General features: G+C 48.3%; 19 protein-coding genes. All 19 read right to left on the bottom strand.

What is annotated here, in order from left to right; genetic code table 11:
* Positions 1-101: 101 nt before the first annotated feature.
* Genes ACO05P_RS16315 through ACO05P_RS16225 form a run of 19 tightly spaced genes read right to left on the bottom strand, consistent with a single transcriptional unit; the run spans position 102 to position 14,671 of the window.
* A complete protein-coding gene (locus tag ACO05P_RS16315; protein ID WP_210757722.1) occupies positions 102-1,541 on the bottom strand; it encodes an AAA family ATPase in 1,440 nt (479 codons plus the stop codon).
* A 3-nt stretch (positions 1,542-1,544) separates the two neighbouring features.
* Positions 1,545-5,444, bottom strand: a complete 3,900-nt coding sequence (locus tag ACO05P_RS16310; RefSeq protein ID WP_421752521.1) for an SNF2-related protein — start codon at positions 5,442-5,444, stop codon at positions 1,545-1,547.
* Positions 5,441-5,881 (bottom strand): hypothetical protein, encoded by a 441-nt coding sequence (locus tag ACO05P_RS16305; RefSeq protein WP_210757720.1) that lies wholly within the window; start codon positions 5,879-5,881, stop codon positions 5,441-5,443. The genes ACO05P_RS16310 and ACO05P_RS16305 overlap by 4 nt, the downstream gene beginning before the upstream one ends.
* Positions 5,872-6,621, bottom strand: a complete 750-nt coding sequence (locus tag ACO05P_RS16300) for a JAB domain-containing protein (RefSeq protein ID WP_210757719.1) — start codon at positions 6,619-6,621, stop codon at positions 5,872-5,874. Before ACO05P_RS16300 ends, ACO05P_RS16305 begins: the two co-directional genes overlap by 10 nt.
* Complete coding sequence (locus ACO05P_RS16295) at positions 6,618-7,352, bottom strand: Eco57I restriction-modification methylase domain-containing protein (protein ID WP_210757718.1); 735 nt, start codon at positions 7,350-7,352, stop codon at positions 6,618-6,620. Before ACO05P_RS16295 ends, ACO05P_RS16300 begins: the two co-directional genes overlap by 4 nt.
* 17 nt (positions 7,353-7,369) lie before the next feature.
* Positions 7,370-7,969, bottom strand: a complete 600-nt coding sequence (locus ACO05P_RS16290) for a DUF6549 family protein (RefSeq protein ID WP_210757717.1) — start codon at positions 7,967-7,969, stop codon at positions 7,370-7,372.
* Positions 7,966-8,130, bottom strand: coding sequence for a hypothetical protein (locus ACO05P_RS16285; RefSeq protein WP_210757716.1), 165 nt, complete (start codon positions 8,128-8,130; stop codon positions 7,966-7,968). The genes ACO05P_RS16290 and ACO05P_RS16285 overlap by 4 nt, the downstream gene beginning before the upstream one ends.
* A 17-nt stretch (positions 8,131-8,147) precedes the next feature.
* Positions 8,148-8,402, bottom strand: a complete 255-nt coding sequence (locus ACO05P_RS16280) for a hypothetical protein (RefSeq protein ID WP_210757715.1) — start codon at positions 8,400-8,402, stop codon at positions 8,148-8,150.
* Positions 8,402-9,343 carry a hypothetical protein gene (locus tag ACO05P_RS16275; protein ID WP_421752518.1) on the bottom strand — a complete coding sequence of 314 codons (942 nt, stop codon included), beginning with the start codon at positions 9,341-9,343 and terminating at the stop codon, positions 8,402-8,404. Before ACO05P_RS16275 ends, ACO05P_RS16280 begins: the two co-directional genes overlap by 1 nt.
* Before the next feature lie 18 nt (positions 9,344-9,361).
* Positions 9,362-9,748, bottom strand: a complete 387-nt coding sequence (locus ACO05P_RS16270; RefSeq protein ID WP_421752516.1) for a hypothetical protein — start codon at positions 9,746-9,748, stop codon at positions 9,362-9,364.
* A gap of 58 nt (positions 9,749-9,806) precedes the next feature.
* The gene (locus ACO05P_RS16265; RefSeq protein ID WP_421752514.1) at positions 9,807-10,322 is read right to left on the bottom strand and encodes a glucosaminidase domain-containing protein; all 516 of its coding nucleotides are present in this window, start codon (positions 10,320-10,322) and stop codon (positions 9,807-9,809) included.
* Positions 10,322-11,437: a hypothetical protein gene (locus ACO05P_RS16260; protein ID WP_421752512.1), complete on the bottom strand. Its 1,116-nt coding sequence runs from the start codon at positions 11,435-11,437 to the stop codon at positions 10,322-10,324. The genes ACO05P_RS16265 and ACO05P_RS16260 overlap by 1 nt, the downstream gene beginning before the upstream one ends.
* Positions 11,371-11,541 carry a hypothetical protein gene (locus ACO05P_RS16255; RefSeq protein ID WP_421752510.1) on the bottom strand — a complete coding sequence of 57 codons (171 nt, stop codon included), beginning with the start codon at positions 11,539-11,541 and terminating at the stop codon, positions 11,371-11,373. Before ACO05P_RS16255 ends, ACO05P_RS16260 begins: the two co-directional genes overlap by 67 nt.
* On the bottom strand, positions 11,538-12,326 hold the full coding sequence (locus ACO05P_RS16250; RefSeq protein ID WP_421752508.1) for a hypothetical protein: 789 nt from the start codon (positions 12,324-12,326) through the stop codon (positions 11,538-11,540). Before ACO05P_RS16250 ends, ACO05P_RS16255 begins: the two co-directional genes overlap by 4 nt.
* Positions 12,323-12,655 (bottom strand): hypothetical protein, encoded by a 333-nt coding sequence (locus ACO05P_RS16245; RefSeq protein ID WP_421752507.1) that lies wholly within the window; start codon positions 12,653-12,655, stop codon positions 12,323-12,325. Before ACO05P_RS16245 ends, ACO05P_RS16250 begins: the two co-directional genes overlap by 4 nt.
* Positions 12,652-13,065, bottom strand: coding sequence for a hypothetical protein (locus ACO05P_RS16240; protein WP_421752505.1), 414 nt, complete (start codon positions 13,063-13,065; stop codon positions 12,652-12,654). Before ACO05P_RS16240 ends, ACO05P_RS16245 begins: the two co-directional genes overlap by 4 nt.
* Positions 13,062-13,439: a hypothetical protein gene (locus ACO05P_RS16235; RefSeq protein ID WP_421752503.1), complete on the bottom strand. Its 378-nt coding sequence runs from the start codon at positions 13,437-13,439 to the stop codon at positions 13,062-13,064. The genes ACO05P_RS16240 and ACO05P_RS16235 overlap by 4 nt, the downstream gene beginning before the upstream one ends.
* A gap of 12 nt (positions 13,440-13,451) precedes the next feature.
* Positions 13,452-14,156, bottom strand: coding sequence for a hypothetical protein (locus tag ACO05P_RS16230; protein WP_421752501.1), 705 nt, complete (start codon positions 14,154-14,156; stop codon positions 13,452-13,454).
* A 14-nt stretch (positions 14,157-14,170) separates the two neighbouring features.
* Positions 14,171-14,671: a hypothetical protein gene (locus tag ACO05P_RS16225; protein ID WP_421752500.1), complete on the bottom strand. Its 501-nt coding sequence runs from the start codon at positions 14,669-14,671 to the stop codon at positions 14,171-14,173.
* Positions 14,672-14,673: the final 2 nt, after the last annotated feature.

The raw sequence follows: 14,673 nt of genomic DNA, 5'->3' as shown, positions 1-14,673 counted from the left end.
TGAATGAAAGTGGCCTTCATTATTGAGGGAGCCTCCAACTTTGTCAGAAACCAATATTTAAGCTTGCCTCTTCGAATGGGCAGGTTCTGGAAAAACCTAGCTTAAAACCTCACCTCCATCTCCCCTTGACCAAACCGCCCTTTCCCTTTGGCCATACCATTTTCCACCTCAATAATCACGTCCACCTCATGGGCCAGTTCATTTCCGCCTTTGAACTTACCGTCCTTGGTGGCATGGAAGATGAAAATGAAACTGGTGCGTGGATACTTGTTTTTTAGTTCGATCATGTCATCGAGTTCCATTCCAGCCCGGCTCACGCTGTCAATGAACACAAAATCGTAGGCTCCTAGTTTGCCTGGCAATTCCTCGGAAAAGTTTAGTCGAGGATGAATGGCGCCAATTCGGGTAATCTTCTCCTTTAAGGTATAGCCGTAGCCCTCTTCAAAGGCCACATACAAGACTTCACCGTGATGGCTGGCCAGGTGATGCGCAAAGTCCAGCATGAGGGTAGATTTACCACTCTTGGGTTGACCGAATACCATGGCCGTAAAGCCTACCGAAGGGTCACCGATCAGTTCCTGGAATTTCCCACGGAGGCCGATGGTTTCAAAATCCATGTTCATGAGATCCTGGCTGGAAACAACTCCGGCAAGTCCTTTTGGTTTACCCGGTTTGATTTTAGTTCCGGGCATCCCCAAAAGTCCATAGATTCCGTTGAGCTCGCTTTCCGTAATTTCAGGTGCGGCTTTTTTATCCCGCAGGAAGATCTTCAACGACTTATAAGCCTCACTGAGCTTAGCCGCATAAGGATCGTCTTTACGGATCTTTCCCTTCTTTACCATGCGCTCCATGGCTTTCATCAGGCGCTCGGCCCGTTCTTCCATGCCTTCCCGGCCATGAATGGCCACAAAGCGCTTGAGCAAGGCTATCGACTCCCGGATCCGTTGTGATGAAGCAATTTCCTTGTAGTGCTCTAAATGCTTGGAGGAAATGCTGATTTCTGCTTCGTCACCCATACGTTCCGCGCAACTGATGAGTTGATCTTGGATTTGCAGCATCTCTTTGGCGTAAGAAGAAGTTTTCCGGATGCGCTTCTCCAGCATGGCCTTCTGTAGAGAAGAAAGAAGACGCATGACCGACAATTTGGATTTTACCTTACCATGCATGGCCACATACCTGCGGATAAAGCGAATCTCTTCCGGTAGCATTTCCACCGGCTTGGCTTCGGTCTTGGCAACAGCCTTTTTTACAGCCCTGGGTTTTGCCTGAGCTTTAGCAGGTGATTTCTTCTTTGTCTTTGTCGGGCTAGGCTTTGCTGGCTTGGTTAATTGCTTTTGCGTTTGCTTTGGCCCACTCGCCTTCACATAGGCATTGAGCTTTTCGATATAGGTATCCACCACACGCTTGATGGTTTCATTGCTGTGGTACCCGTTTTGAGCTAAGGCTTTGCGGGTAAGATCGTCACCCTTTTTCAAAGCTTCGGGGAAAGATGAAAAGTCGAGGTTGCAAGCGGTATTCAGGTAATTCTGTACGGTAATCATGGCTTAAATTGCTAAAAGTTCAAGTTCTAATTCAAGGGCAAGGGCTTCCAGTTCCAGGGTACTGTCTTCTTCATCGATGATTTCAAATTCAGCTTCTTCCTCTGGCTCAGTCCGGGATGGTAATTCCACCTTGTAGTCCAATAGGTAATTGAGACGGGCAAACTCCGCAGCGCGTTCCCTGGCCGTTTTGCCCTCCACCTGGAGCGCAGATTTCTTCTCTTGGATCTCACTTCTAAGCTCTGACCAACGTGGACTCTCTTTACCCCCTTTATACCGGTCGGCTTGAGTGGTCAAGGCATCTTGTTCCTTGGTGTAAGTGGCCAATACCATATCGAGGTCAGAATCGATGCTAAAGCCTTTGCTTTTGAGCACGGTTTTCTCAGTCTTTCGCACCTTGGAAACGTATTCCTTCAAATACTCCAGGTACCATTTGTTGGAGAAATACACCCCTAGCATAGAGTAACTAGCATCGATCTTTCGCCCCATGGCGATAATCTCCTTATCCCCCATCTCGGTGGCAGAAAGCAACTCTTCCAGATCATCATGGAGCTGAACAGCCTTTTTCCGAACTTTAGATGCTTCGCCTTTCTCCTCCTGGTCTTCGCTTAGCCAATGGCTGTTTTTGAGAGAAGCCAGGAAAGCCCGCAAGGCCTCAATGGATTTTTCCCGGTAAGAGCGGTAATACTGGATATCCCGCTTGATCTCCTCAATCAGGGAGATGGAATGGCGAATGCGTTTCCATTGGCGCTGTAGCTCTTCTTTTTCCTGGTCAAAGAACATGCGCACCAACCGGTCGATGTCAGTGATCAGTGCCAGTTTCACTTCCTGTGGATCCAGGCTTTCCAGGTCAAGCACATTGCCACGATCACCCCGGAACCAGATGTCATTGATCCGGGCGGTTTTCTCTTCCAGTTTTTGGAATACAAAAACGTCCATGGAATCCTGGATGAGCGGCATCACCACCCGTACATATTCAAATTGGTTGCCTTGTCGCCAGATGCGGCCTTCGAGTTGCCGGATATCGGTGGGGTTCCATTCGGGGTAGCAGTTGTAGATTACAGTCCCGCGTTTTTGGAGGTCAATACCCTCCCGTATGGTAGCCGTACCTATGATGACCTTTACCACCCCTTCCAAAAAGGCTTCCTTGACATTCTCCTTTCGGGTATCATTGATATCAGAAGAGATGATTTCCACTTCATCTACTTTGACCTTCGAATAAGTTACACCTCGCTTAAATCCCAGCTCCTCTTCCAGGTACTCCTTGATCATCGGGAAGAACTGCTTTCCCCGGTTCATGTAGATCACCTGGCCCGAAACTTCCTCACCCCGTTTTTTGTGGTAGTCCTTCACCGAAGCAATACACTCCATCACGTAGGCGATTTTTGGTGAGTTCTTTACAAACTCCCGGTAGTCCTCCGGCTGGCCACCCAGTAAATAAGGAGAAAGTGCGTTATCCAGGCTATAGGCCAGGGCCCTGAAGAGATTGCCCATATCCAACTTTCCTTCCGTGGACTTCTTGGCCAGCGAAACAATCTTATTTTGATTCTCGCGCTGGAATGGAGTCATATTGATGTAGGTGAGCGCCTGATCCTTTACCGGCAAACGCTGTTCAGGCTTGTCCTCCAAAAGGTTGTAGATCATCGGGAGATTGATCTTCTTTGGACGCTTTACCCCGGCCTCCTCACCAGTTTTGTAAAGAATGTGGTTGTAGATGAGCTTCTGCAACACCCTGCGGTTGGTGAAGCTCTTAATCACCTCCTTCTCCACAATCTCTTCCTTGTAGTTGGCCGTCCACTCAATGGTAGGAAGAACAAAAAGGTCGAAGAAGGTATCGATGTTGTAAATCCCACTGCTTACAAGGCTTTCGTAACCTACCAGGGAGAGCATGGAATAGATCTCCAAAGGCGAATTGGTAAAAGGCGTAGCGGTAAGCAGCATGGTATTTCGGCCATACTTACGCTGAATGTAATTGAGGATCAAAAATGCCTTTTGACCGGTTTCTGAAACCGCACTTTGAATACTGTAGCGCTTGCCATTGTCCTCATCGGCTTTTACCGAAGCAAAGACGTTTTTACACCGGTGCGCTTCATCGATCACCACATAATCAAAGGCCAGTGCATCCACATCGGCCACGGTATTTTTAAGACCTACACCGATCATCTCCCGGAATTTCTGGTACTTGATTTCCTTATCGCGCTCGCTTTTCTCGGAAGACTGTCCAAGGATATTCACCAGCTCCGTGAAGAGTGATTCCGAAACATCCTGACCAAAGCCCAGACGCTTGAAACCTTCATAGGTGACGATGGTAATCGACTTCTTAGGAACCGGCTTACTCAGATTCAACCCTTTGACTACCTGAGTTCCCAGATTGTACCAGTCATTGAGCTGGACAACGGTATAGGACAAAACACCAGGAACGAATTCACCGGACTTTTTATCCGTGTAGCCAATGAGTTCGGCAATCCATTTCTTGTAAGTTGGTTTGGGTACTACGATGAGAGGCCGAGAGCATTTACCACTGTACAGCGCATGCGCCAGGTTGGTAATAGCGGTCATGGTTTTACCCACCCCCACGTCAAAAGCATTGATGCCGGATCCCATGGCCTCCATAAAAGCTACTCCCTCCCGCTGGATATCGGTGATCTGTAGTACACCACTTTTAAATTTCCGGGAACATTCAAATCCCACCGGTACCTTGTGGTGCATAATGTCGGCCTGGGCATTGTAGAGTCGGTTCCAGGAATAATCCAGTCGCTGCTGATCCTCGAAAGTAAACACCTCGTGCAGGAACTTGGAAAAAAGCTTTTCGCCTTCTTCACGGGCATTGGCTTTCAGCTCCGCCTTTTCCTCTTTTGAAAGCCGGTCATCCCGCAACGGACGATTGAGCAAATAGTAGTCAGAAATATCAATGGCCGAGCTTTTTACGAAATCTGTTTCCTGGAGGGTGTAAAGCCACTTGATAAAAACGTGTTGCAAGGTGTACTTGCGTTCCCCATCAAACTGGAGGTTGATGGATTCCTTGGCATTCTTTCGGGCAATACGTCCGTTGACCTTCTTAAACTCACTGGCCGATTCCACATCCATATACTCCTCGCGAACCTGGGTGATATTGAAGGTGTCCTTGCTGGATGCGAAATCTGAGATGGCCGTTATTATCGGACGCTCCTTTTCATCCGGATTGGTCACCGTCATTAGTTGTGGTTTGGCCTCCGAGATTTCTTTCAGATGCTTCTGATAAATGGCCTCACCCCAGGTTTCAATAATAAAAGCCTTATCCGCTTCCAGTTGGAGTTCGCGGTCGTACATATTACCAAAGGTGTAGATCGGCAAAGGCAAAAGTTCGCCACCGTGGTAAAACAGAGCTCCTTCTTCCACCAGGCGATTAAGCTCCTTTTGATTGCTGGTCGCTTCACCTTTTATAAGGGAACAGTCATCCGATTTGACTTTAAAAAGCCCGGAGCCCGAACGAACGATATAGTAATTGGTACCGGCTTTGCTTTCTTCATCACGGATCCACTTACCCAGTACTTCACCAGGATAAGCCATGCGGATCTCAGCCATACGCTCGTCATAAAGTAGCGTGGCCGATTTCACTTTCACTTCCTTAGTGGCTTCACCTTCCTTTAGAAAATAGGCTTCCCATCCGTGCATAGGCACACCCACACTTCGCTTGTACCATACCCAGGCTTGGATCTCATTTTTGGAGATGCCTTTGTTGTAGCGTTTCACTACCTCCGAAAAGGGCATCACTTTGGAAGATGTGATGCGTCCTAAACCGTCCAGTTTAGGATCTTCAGTCAGCAATTTTTTCAAAGTCTCAGACTGCGCTGCCAATCTTGCAGCGGTATATCCATTCAGGCTACCCAAGCCCGAAGCGCTCGAAATTCCGTTTAAGTAGCTCATAATTCAAAAAGGTTGAGTTCCAGCTCTAAGGCTTGCGCCTCCAGCTCCATGCTGTTCTTTGTTTCCAGGGTTCGGTCAATTGCTTTTTCCACATCCTCCCGGTTTCCGGCAATGCTTACCGGAAAATCCCGCGAACTGGCAATCACTTCCTGGCCACAAATCTTACCTGGATTGATGTCGAAGTAGGTATTGAAGGTCATCAGCTCGGTTGTGCTAAGCGGCTCATTGGAAAAGCTTTGCTTCTTTTCCACCAGCTTCACCATCTCACCTGCGTCAAATTCTTCAGGGAACACACCATTTCTAACCAGAGCTATTTGCTGCTCCAGTTCCTTTCTTCTGGCAGCAGTGGCGGTCTTTAAATCTTCATTGAATTCCGCGCGCAGGTGATGCAGAGCTGCGATTCTTGCCCTAGACCGTTGAGGAAAGATCAGTTCCATTCCATTTCAATTTGAGGGATCACTGCTTCTGGAATCCGGTTATCACGCAGCACCTTTTCCAGGATGCGCTCTTCCAGCTTTCGGTAGCCTTCCTTGGTTTGAATCATACGATGAATGTTGGGAGAATTAGCCTCAGTCACCTGGCGCAAGCCTTGGAGAATACGCTCACGCATGGCCGTAACCACAGACTCTTCCGATGGACCGGAGAGCGAGCCTTCGCTATTGTCCGCGAAAGAGTAATAGTTGTCCGCGGTACAGATGATGTGATCCAGAACACTGATGTCAAACATAGAAGCCGCTTCTTTAAGACGTTTGGTCATTCTGCGATCCGCTTCACTGGGACGGGTATTCCCGCTGGGATGATTGTGCGAAATGATCATAGCCTTGGACAGAGTTTTGATGGCCACGGCCGTAATGATTTCGATATCCACTTGGGTAGAGTTGATGGTGCCCTTCGAGTGCTTGTAATAGCCTGTGATCCTATTAGCTTGATTCATGTAGAGCACCACAAAATGCTCCTGGATCTCCATGCCATCGAAGATGACCTCCTTGATAAACTTATAAGCATCTGAAGAATGTCGAACCTGGTTGTCGTAAAGCTTTTCTTCTTTGAAGGTGATGTCAATTTCCCGGACTTTAAAGTCGCGTTCGATGTCGCTGATTTGTAATTCCAGTTCATTCAGATCAACCCCATCCAGAACAATGGTACCGGCATGTGAGGGTATATCGTATCGTTTCATTTTCGTCTAAGGATTATAATGTCAGTAGGTACCGAAGAATGCTTGAATACCGGGGGCAAGCGATAGGCATCAATCAGATCGGCCAGCTCGCTTATCCTGTCTTTCTCACTTTGGTAAGAAATGCCGCTGCGGATGATGTTGCTGGAAGTGACAAATACCAAGAGGCCACCAGATTTGAGCAACTGCAAGGATTTAAACATGAAAAAGGTCTCCAGCTGCTTGAATTTTTCCTTCTTGAAGAATGCCGAGTATTGGTTGACATGCTTGCCATAAGGAGGATTCGAGATGACCAGGGAAAAAGGCGAATGCTCCAACCAGGTTTTTCCGTTTGGCAAGGCAGAGGTGAAACGTGGTGCCTTTAAAAAGGCTGTTTCAAAGTATTGATTGTAGACCGTAGCCTTGGGGTAAAGAACCTCCGTAATACGAGCGGAAACCGGGTTGATCTCAAAGGCGGTAATACTGGTCTTTGCAGGGGCATCTTTTAAAAACCTACCGGTGCCGCAGGAAGGTTCCAGAATGGAGCCACCATCATAGCCGTGAAAATGAGCCAGTTCCCACATCTTTTTACAAAGCCATTCGGGAGTGTAGAATTCATGCAATAAACCCTGCCCGGTCGCACCCTTTGAAGCTAACCCGCCAGCTCCTTCATAAGCAGAAATAAAAGCTTTGTCCGCCACAGAATAAGGTTCTCCGGCAGCGTCCTTCCTTTTGATGAAGGATTCTATAGCCATATTTCGCTCTTGCGGATTCAATCTTCAATTTCAATGTGTTGGGTATATTCAATTTGTGCGTTAGGGTTCTTCAAACTCACGCGCTGCATAAGCTTTCGTGGAGAGAAAATCCACAGCCAGGGTTTTTCCCGCTCACCACGGTAAACAACTTGCACCAGGGTATCCCGGTAGGCCAGGTTTAACTGCTGCCGGTTGCCAATGGCTGTTCCCCGGATGTCAAAAAAGCCGTCCTCGTAGTCGAAAATCTTCACGGCAAGGGTATCGTAGATAAGTGAGTCCCGAAGTACTACAGTAGCCGGAGTAGAGATCTCGAACCCGGTAGCGCTCACCGATTCAGCTCTTGAAAGCTTTACTCCCAATTGCTTGATCTCTGAGGCCATTTGAGGCAGCAAATACGAAAGCTCCTTGCTCTTTAGCTGGAGTGCTCTGTTTTGTGCGGCCAACTGCCCATTTTCGGTTTTGAACTGAACCAAGTCTTCTTGCAGTGCTTCATTGGCACCCAAAACCCTTTTGTAGGAGTGATTGGCTTCCTTCCAGGCATCTAATAAATACCAGCAAAGTCCTAGCGATAACACGAGGCCAGCAACCAAGGTGAATATGGTCTTTACATTCATCATTCTTTGCCTGATGTTGGTCGTTTGGTTTCTGCCCAGATGTAGGTGGATAGTATGGTCATCACCCCGGCAATACAGGTAGTGGCCACCGTTTCAAGGTCGCTATGTATGGCGATATAGGTGGTGCTGATCAAAAAAATTAAAGCCACCCAGGTGATAGTCAATCTTTTGCTTTTGCTGATCATGCTCTTTCCCACGTATCTCCGTTAAAAACTTCAATGATTAATGTGCCTTCCTGTATTTTGAGCCGTGAGTTGCCGGCATCTTCCAAAACCTTCTCGCGCTGGCACCAATACAGCGCATCCTGGTAGGCTACCATGATGGTTTCCCCACCGGTAAATTGTTGCGGTGCGCTAAAGGACTTGGTCCCGGTCACTTGTTGACCGGAACTCAAGTCCATAGCACCCTCCACCTGTTTTACTTTAATGCGATCCATTATCTGTAAGCGTAGGCAACTGAGACAGTGTCTGAGGTTTCAGTGACGTAAGGAACCGTGTAGGATATTTCCGGTGATCCGGGAGAGTAAGTCACGGTTTTGACCAGGAGGCCGTTGAAGTAAACCAGTGGCTCAAACCCTGCCGCCACTTCATTCTCCAGAGTAAGCGATACCGGAACCCCAGCTTCTCCGTTTCTTCCGGTGAAATCCTCACGTGTTTCATTGAAAATATCTTGTTTACTGTTGGCAGTATTGAGCGCAGAGTTTGCCGTGCTTTGTGCTGCATTGGCATCGAACTGAGCCTCATCCGCAGCAGTCTGGGCATTTGCTGCCGCTGTGCTCGCACTGTTGGCAGTATTCTGTGCATTCGTTGCAGCAGTACTGGCCGAGTTTGCTGTGGAAAGGGCGTTGTTGGCCGTGGTGGTTGTGGAAGCCAAACCCGATTCGATGTTATCCAGGTTCACCGCCTGAGTTACCGAGATGTGGCCAATCTTGGTTTTCTCTGCATCCGTAAAGGCATTGGTATTGGCATTGCTCTCATAGGAGCTTTTGATGGCCTCTTTAGTCAGGGCGTTGCTAAAAGCATCCTCATCGGCTACCTTTTCAAAAGTGGAGGTTGATCCATTGCCATCGGTTACTCCAGTAACAATGTACATTCCCCATTTTTCGTCACCATCATTGGAGACAAAAACGCGGTCAGATACATTCAATCCGGTCAAAGCATCGCGATCAGCAATGGTAGCCACGTTAAAACCATTGTCGGCACCGGAGATCATGTTTTGGACTTCGGTCTTGGAATAGACCTCCAGGTTGGTACGGGCTGAAGCCGCGTTTACATCCGAAAGGTTGTTGGCTTTCTTTACTACCTGTGAATCCAGGGCTTTGGCAGCCAAGTCGGTAGTTAGGTTTTGAATCTGTTTCTGTTTGATAAACTCGCTCATGTTACTTTATTATTTGGGTTAGAAAGTTGTTGATGGATATTTTAAGATCACTCGATCAGACCTCTCTAATTCAAAGGGGCCGTGCCAATACAGGCGGTCGTCTTGTATGTGGTAGTCGAAACTCACTCCATATTGGTAAACCACATTATTGACGGTGAGGAAAATTGAATCGGTATCGACAATGGTTTCCGAAAAGAAAAAGGTATTTTCTCCATTGCTCTCAATGACTAGTTCCAGGGTAACCCAATCGATATTGACCCTAGCCGGTGTACCGTCACCACCTAGTTCCTGACAAGAAGAAATACGGTAAACCTGCTCGCCAATGAGGATCTCGTCATTGACGGCATCACCAAGGAACTTGAGCACCTCTTTCAAGGTGAAAGTCTTGGTTTGTCCCGTTCGCAATTCTTTTAAGCTAAAGGCCATATCTATTTCGTGCTTTTACTGATCCAGATCCAGGCAATCAGTCCTGAGATGAGCAGTGCCCCGAAGGCTTGCCCTCCTGAAGATCGGATAAGCTCAAATCCTTTTTTTTTATGATCGATGAAATACTGTTGAAGGTGCTAATGATCCCCTTGCGGTACACCTCGCGGTTGTCGCCATTGCTCTCGCTGATGTACGGACTGTAAGCGATGGCCCGGGCATAAGCCGTAGAGTCATTGCTAACCGAATGGGCCGTTTTGTACCTGCTGGAGATCAAACGTGCAAAGTCATAGAAGCTATCCTGGGCAGTTTTATACACGCGGAATTTCAATCGATATTGATTGTTGGCCACGGTGTAGCTACCATCCCAAAATTCATTGGGCGAACCCGCTGCGGTTATGCCAAAAAAGTTCTTGCGTACACGGGCTCCATAGCTCGATCCCCAGCCACTTTCAATGGCAGCTTGGGCAAGAATGACGGACGGGTTCATTCCAAAACGTTCTCCTGCTTTTTGTGCCAAAGGCAGGTAGGTTCTTACAAAGGTTTCTTTATCCATTATTCAGTTCTTACATGATTAGAATTGATCCAGCGGTCAGTGCCATCCAGGGTTCTGACCAATGTGTAATGCATGGCGTTTCCATCCAGGCTCATGACCGGATAGCCCAAAAGAACATCACCAGGCACCTGGGAAACAGGCTCAAATTTTTCACCCAAAACCATAGCCGTTTGGGTAGTGATAATTCGTGATCCGGGAGCTGACAACCAACCGAGGCCGGGAATGGGAAGCATATAATTAAGCTGGGCGCGAGCATTGGGATAGGCCTGAGCCAAGGACGATTCAGAAGTGAATTGGGCGATGTAGTTACTTGAGGAACTTACCCATAGGAGCATGGATTGTCCCACCTTGGAAGCCAGTGCTCCAGGTGCTCCCGCGCCCACACGGAAGGCCACTTCTATAAACTTCACGCTGTTCTTGCTGTCGAAATGCTGCTTGCCGGTTGCATAGCCGATGAACTCACCCGCACTGGCCGTCTTGTAAATGTTTTTGTTTTCACCCACCTCATACCAGGATCCATGGTAGGAGGCGTCCGGAGACGTACGTACATACACACTTCGCTTGGCCACAATCATTCGCTGGGGAGCAGTATAGGCACCACCGGGGCCATTTCCGCTGCCGGTTGACGATCCTGAACCGTTGTTCCTGTTAATCCGGTTGTTGGAGATCGTCTGCAAAAAGGAGTTGAACTTGTCGGTGGATAATTCCCCTTGAAGGTCTTGCATCAGTTCCCTACCATACAAGTTGCGATAGGCAGTAGCCACTGCATCCAGGTTCGTAATCTGAGAGGCTATCTGGGCAATAGCATCTTCTTTGGTACCATCGCTCCACATCAGCCAGGAAACCCCACTTGGGTTCATAGCCGAACGTAGTCCCATGGCCTGGCGCACCTCTGGACTTTGATCGGCCAACACCGAAGTGTTTCTGGAACGCATATTCCTGATGGCCTTGCTGGTTACCCGGTACCCCAGGTAGAGCCCACCGGCAATCATCAGCCCGCGAAGAATCTTCTGCTGCCTGTCTTTTGATATGGGAAGCTCAGGAATCATCAGATCATCAACCGAATGCGCATTTGAATCACTTTGCTGGCCAGTTTCTTTCCAATGGATGTCCATTCCTTGGCCGTGAAGTGGCCGGACATACTGCTCATGGCAGTAGCTATTTCCTGAGCTTCTGCATCGGATTTTGCTTTGATGAGAATGGTCTTTTGATAGGTCATGATGCTTGTTCGTTTTGTTGGGTGAGCTTAGCAAGCAATCCTCCGATCAAGGACGGATTGTTGCTCAATTCGATAAATACCAGGTAGAGTTGACCAAGGAGGGCGTCATCAAGAGATTGCATGAATTCACTCACCAGCTCAATGATGGTTTCCCGTTGGGTCTTTTCAGTTTCTTCGGTTACGGTGGAAGTGTCTTCAATTCCGGCTAATGCTCCCAGAGTATTTCCAAGTGGAGTCGCGCTGAGCATTTTCGCCAATCCAGGGAATGCCAGGCCCAGAATATTGGCGTAGTATTCCACCTTCTTTTTGGCTTCAACGGCTTCCTCCATTTCCTCCAGCTGCTTCTTCAGCTGATCGTTCTCATGGGAAAGTTGCTCGTTGTCACTTCTAAGTTCTTCAAGCTCTTCGGTGCGTCTGAGCTCAGCAATTTTCTGGTTTAACAGATCGTTTACCTCGGCTTCTCCCAGCCCCTGGAAATCAGTCTGGGTATTAACGATTGGTGCCGGATCAATGTCGAAGGAGAATGTTTTCGTCCAAAGGAGCACATCATCATCCCCCCTTAGCTCCACGCGCAGTTTATCCGGCACTTCGGACTGGATATACTGGTGCATCAGCCGGGTGAAATTCTTGGAAGTGGACCGGTCAATGCTGTTGAGCTTTTTTCCCCGCTTGGAGAGATAGGCCGAACACATGATTTCCTGATGCCCCAGTGTACGCTGGGCAGAAATCGCCTTACGGATTGTGGAGGCGATATTGTAGCGTCTGTTTTTTTCTAGTTCACTCATGCTCTGGGAATGGCTCTAATGAATTCCACTTGTGAAATGGCTCCTGGGGCTGGCAGGTGAACGACCAATTGCCCACCGAACTCCTGGATCTTGGTAATGCCACGGCTTGTCCAGCTTTCATCGATTTGCAAAATGGAAGTTTCGCTGGCTATGGTCGTACCCTGAGGCAATTCGTGGGTAAGCAGGTAGAAGTACCCGCGATTGGCATCGGAGTAGCAATCCTTTTGAGCTGGATCCAATACCAGGGTGAAAACATCCAGGTAGAAATCTTTCACTTGCCTTGTCGCCAAAAGGCGCTCCACATATCCTACGGCTTCTAAAGAGATCATGCTTTGTAACAGTGAAAGGTGAACCGGACTTTGTAGGGAATGAATTCCAAACCTTCCCTTCGGATAGCTTGCATACCGAGGTCACGGTAAAAGCCTGTTACCATGCGATTCTCAAGGTTCTTGACGAATAAGGGAAGAAGTAAAGGGCGATGATGCGTCTGATCGCTGAAATGTTCCTGGCTGATCAAAGGCACCGTAAAGTTGACCGGATGGATTTTCTTGCCCTCAAACTCAAGTGAATATTCACCAAAGACGGGGATTACCGGTCTATCCGTAGGGATTCGCCCTACCACTATTGCCTGAACGCCAAAACATTCATCTGCATCACCTGAAAGGCGAAAATCCAAGGGTACCACCTGCTGTGGGCGGAATACCTGAATGCTTCTATTAAGCCTTACAATGCCCTTCATCCTTCCTGATTCGCTAACCATAAAAACACCTTTACCTCGTAGGGATAGGCCAAGTTCTCTACGATAGGATCGTGATAGCGACCTTCAAATGCATTCCCCCCGGCCTCCAGTTTTTCTTCAAAAAAGAAGAACTTGTCATTAGGGGCAACTCCTTGCCCGCAGGTAATAAGACGTACATCGTGATCGTCATCAAAAACGTCCTGCCCTCCAACCTTCAGGCTCAGGGTTGCACCATACTCTATTTTGGGATCAGGTAAGGCCACGAAAATGCCCCGGATACGTGCGTAGGATTTATCCGTTTCACCGGTAAAGCGTACGGTCGCTCCTGGTTGGGGCACCCCAATTCGTATCATCTGGAACTTGTGGTCTTTCATGGCTCTCTAAGCTTAGGCTTTGACAATTATGGTTCCGCGCAAAATCGCTTTCACAAAAGTCTTAGCCGGTGCATTAGAACCCCATTCCAGGTTGAACTCAATGGTTTGCTGATCCTTGATGAGCTTAGGATTGTCCAGGCGGTAGTGACCAATTGGAATGGTCTGGCCTGTGGTATTAAAAAGCTCGTTGGAAGCGTTCTGGATCAAGTTCGTGCCGTTGGCAATGAACTCAAACTCACCATTGCGCAAGTAATCCGGGATCACACCGAAGTTCACATCGTGAACAGTGTCTTCAGCTCCAGCTACACCGGAGAGAAGGGTAAGGCCATGGAGCATGAAGAAATTGCCTTTCTCCAGCTTGGCAGAAGATATGTTGGACAGACCGACCACCTTGTTGTCATCATCCTTCAGAAGTTTCTGTACACGCGATCCGGAAACATCTTTTACCACGTAGTAAGCGGCATCAACAGCTTGCAAGGTCTTGCGCGCTAATCCTTCCTGAATGTCGCGTGGCAAGAGGTGCAGGCGTTTTTCCAATTCTCCACGGGAGCCCTTGCTTGGAGCCAGATTTCGGCTGCGGGCAAACTGGCGAATAGCCTTTGTGAATTTCTTCTTCGCCTGTGGAGTAGCGCCTTCCAGGGCCATAAGCAATTCCTCGTCACTGATAGCGCCAAGAAGTGTAAACTCGCTTTGAGTGATTTCTCCTAATGTCATCATAATGGTTCGTTGTTTTAAATGATTTCGATTTCGGCATCTTGATAATCGCTTACAACCTCGCCAGGGCTGTATGATTTTATGGATTGCTCTTCCACCTCATAGCCACCGGCTGAAAGCGCTGGAAGGCTGGGTTCATAGGATTCGATGGAGTGGACTACAGGATCCTGGTACACGGTCATCGGTGAGGCCATGCCAGGCATCCCGTCCAATCCGCTCAGCAGGTCTTTTTTCAGAACCACTTTTACGGTAGAAACTACTCCCGATGCACCCACACCGGCAGATAGCATCTTGAGGTCTGAATTTTTAAGTTTTAGACTTCCGAGTACGCCTGCGCCAAGCAAGGCTGCCGGACGTACGAACTTTTTAGCCTGGAATCCGGGAAGGCTATCATCCACCTTCAACACGTTGTCGATGGCTTTACCTCCCATGGTACCGAGTACCATTCCTCCACTGATCATAGCCAGGGAGCGCAATTCGCCCAACATGGCCTTATTGGACACTTTCTTTCTTCTCATGA

Origin of the sequence: Croceimicrobium sp. (assembly GCF_965228705.1) — a bacterium.
Classification (GTDB): domain Bacteria; phylum Bacteroidota; class Bacteroidia; order Flavobacteriales; family Schleiferiaceae; genus Croceimicrobium.
This window is presented reverse-complemented; position numbering and strand designations above follow the sequence as displayed.

Bases quoted from the DNA above. Each gene is read 5' to 3' on its own strand.
- ACO05P_RS16315 (WP_210757722.1), bottom strand. From the start codon at position 1,541: ATGATTACCGTACAGAATTACCTGAATACCGCTTGCAACCTCGACTTT.
- ACO05P_RS16310 (WP_421752521.1), bottom strand. From the start codon at position 5,444: ATGAGCTACTTAAACGGAATTTCGAGCGCTTCGGGCTTGGGTAGCCTG.
- ACO05P_RS16305 (WP_210757720.1), bottom strand. From the start codon at position 5,881: ATGGAACTGATCTTTCCTCAACGGTCTAGGGCAAGAATCGCAGCTCTG.
- ACO05P_RS16300 (WP_210757719.1), bottom strand. From the start codon at position 6,621: ATGAAACGATACGATATACCCTCACATGCCGGTACCATTGTTCTGGAT.
- ACO05P_RS16295 (WP_210757718.1), bottom strand. From the start codon at position 7,352: ATGGCTATAGAATCCTTCATCAAAAGGAAGGACGCTGCCGGAGAACCT.
- ACO05P_RS16290 (WP_210757717.1), bottom strand. From the start codon at position 7,969: ATGATGAATGTAAAGACCATATTCACCTTGGTTGCTGGCCTCGTGTTA.
- ACO05P_RS16280 (WP_210757715.1), bottom strand. From the start codon at position 8,402: ATGGATCGCATTAAAGTAAAACAGGTGGAGGGTGCTATGGACTTGAGT.
- ACO05P_RS16275 (WP_421752518.1), bottom strand. From the start codon at position 9,343: ATGAGCGAGTTTATCAAACAGAAACAGATTCAAAACCTAACTACCGAC.
- ACO05P_RS16265 (WP_421752514.1), bottom strand. From the start codon at position 10,322: ATGGATAAAGAAACCTTTGTAAGAACCTACCTGCCTTTGGCACAAAAA.
- ACO05P_RS16260 (WP_421752512.1), bottom strand. From the start codon at position 11,437: ATGGACATCCATTGGAAAGAAACTGGCCAGCAAAGTGATTCAAATGCG.
- ACO05P_RS16255 (WP_421752510.1), bottom strand. From the start codon at position 11,541: ATGACCTATCAAAAGACCATTCTCATCAAAGCAAAATCCGATGCAGAA.
- ACO05P_RS16250 (WP_421752508.1), bottom strand. From the start codon at position 12,326: ATGAGTGAACTAGAAAAAAACAGACGCTACAATATCGCCTCCACAATC.
- ACO05P_RS16245 (WP_421752507.1), bottom strand. From the start codon at position 12,655: ATGATCTCTTTAGAAGCCGTAGGATATGTGGAGCGCCTTTTGGCGACA.
- ACO05P_RS16240 (WP_421752505.1), bottom strand. From the start codon at position 13,065: ATGAAGGGCATTGTAAGGCTTAATAGAAGCATTCAGGTATTCCGCCCA.
- ACO05P_RS16235 (WP_421752503.1), bottom strand. From the start codon at position 13,439: ATGAAAGACCACAAGTTCCAGATGATACGAATTGGGGTGCCCCAACCA.
- ACO05P_RS16230 (WP_421752501.1), bottom strand. From the start codon at position 14,156: ATGATGACATTAGGAGAAATCACTCAAAGCGAGTTTACACTTCTTGGC.
- ACO05P_RS16225 (WP_421752500.1), bottom strand. From the start codon at position 14,671: ATGAGAAGAAAGAAAGTGTCCAATAAGGCCATGTTGGGCGAATTGCGC.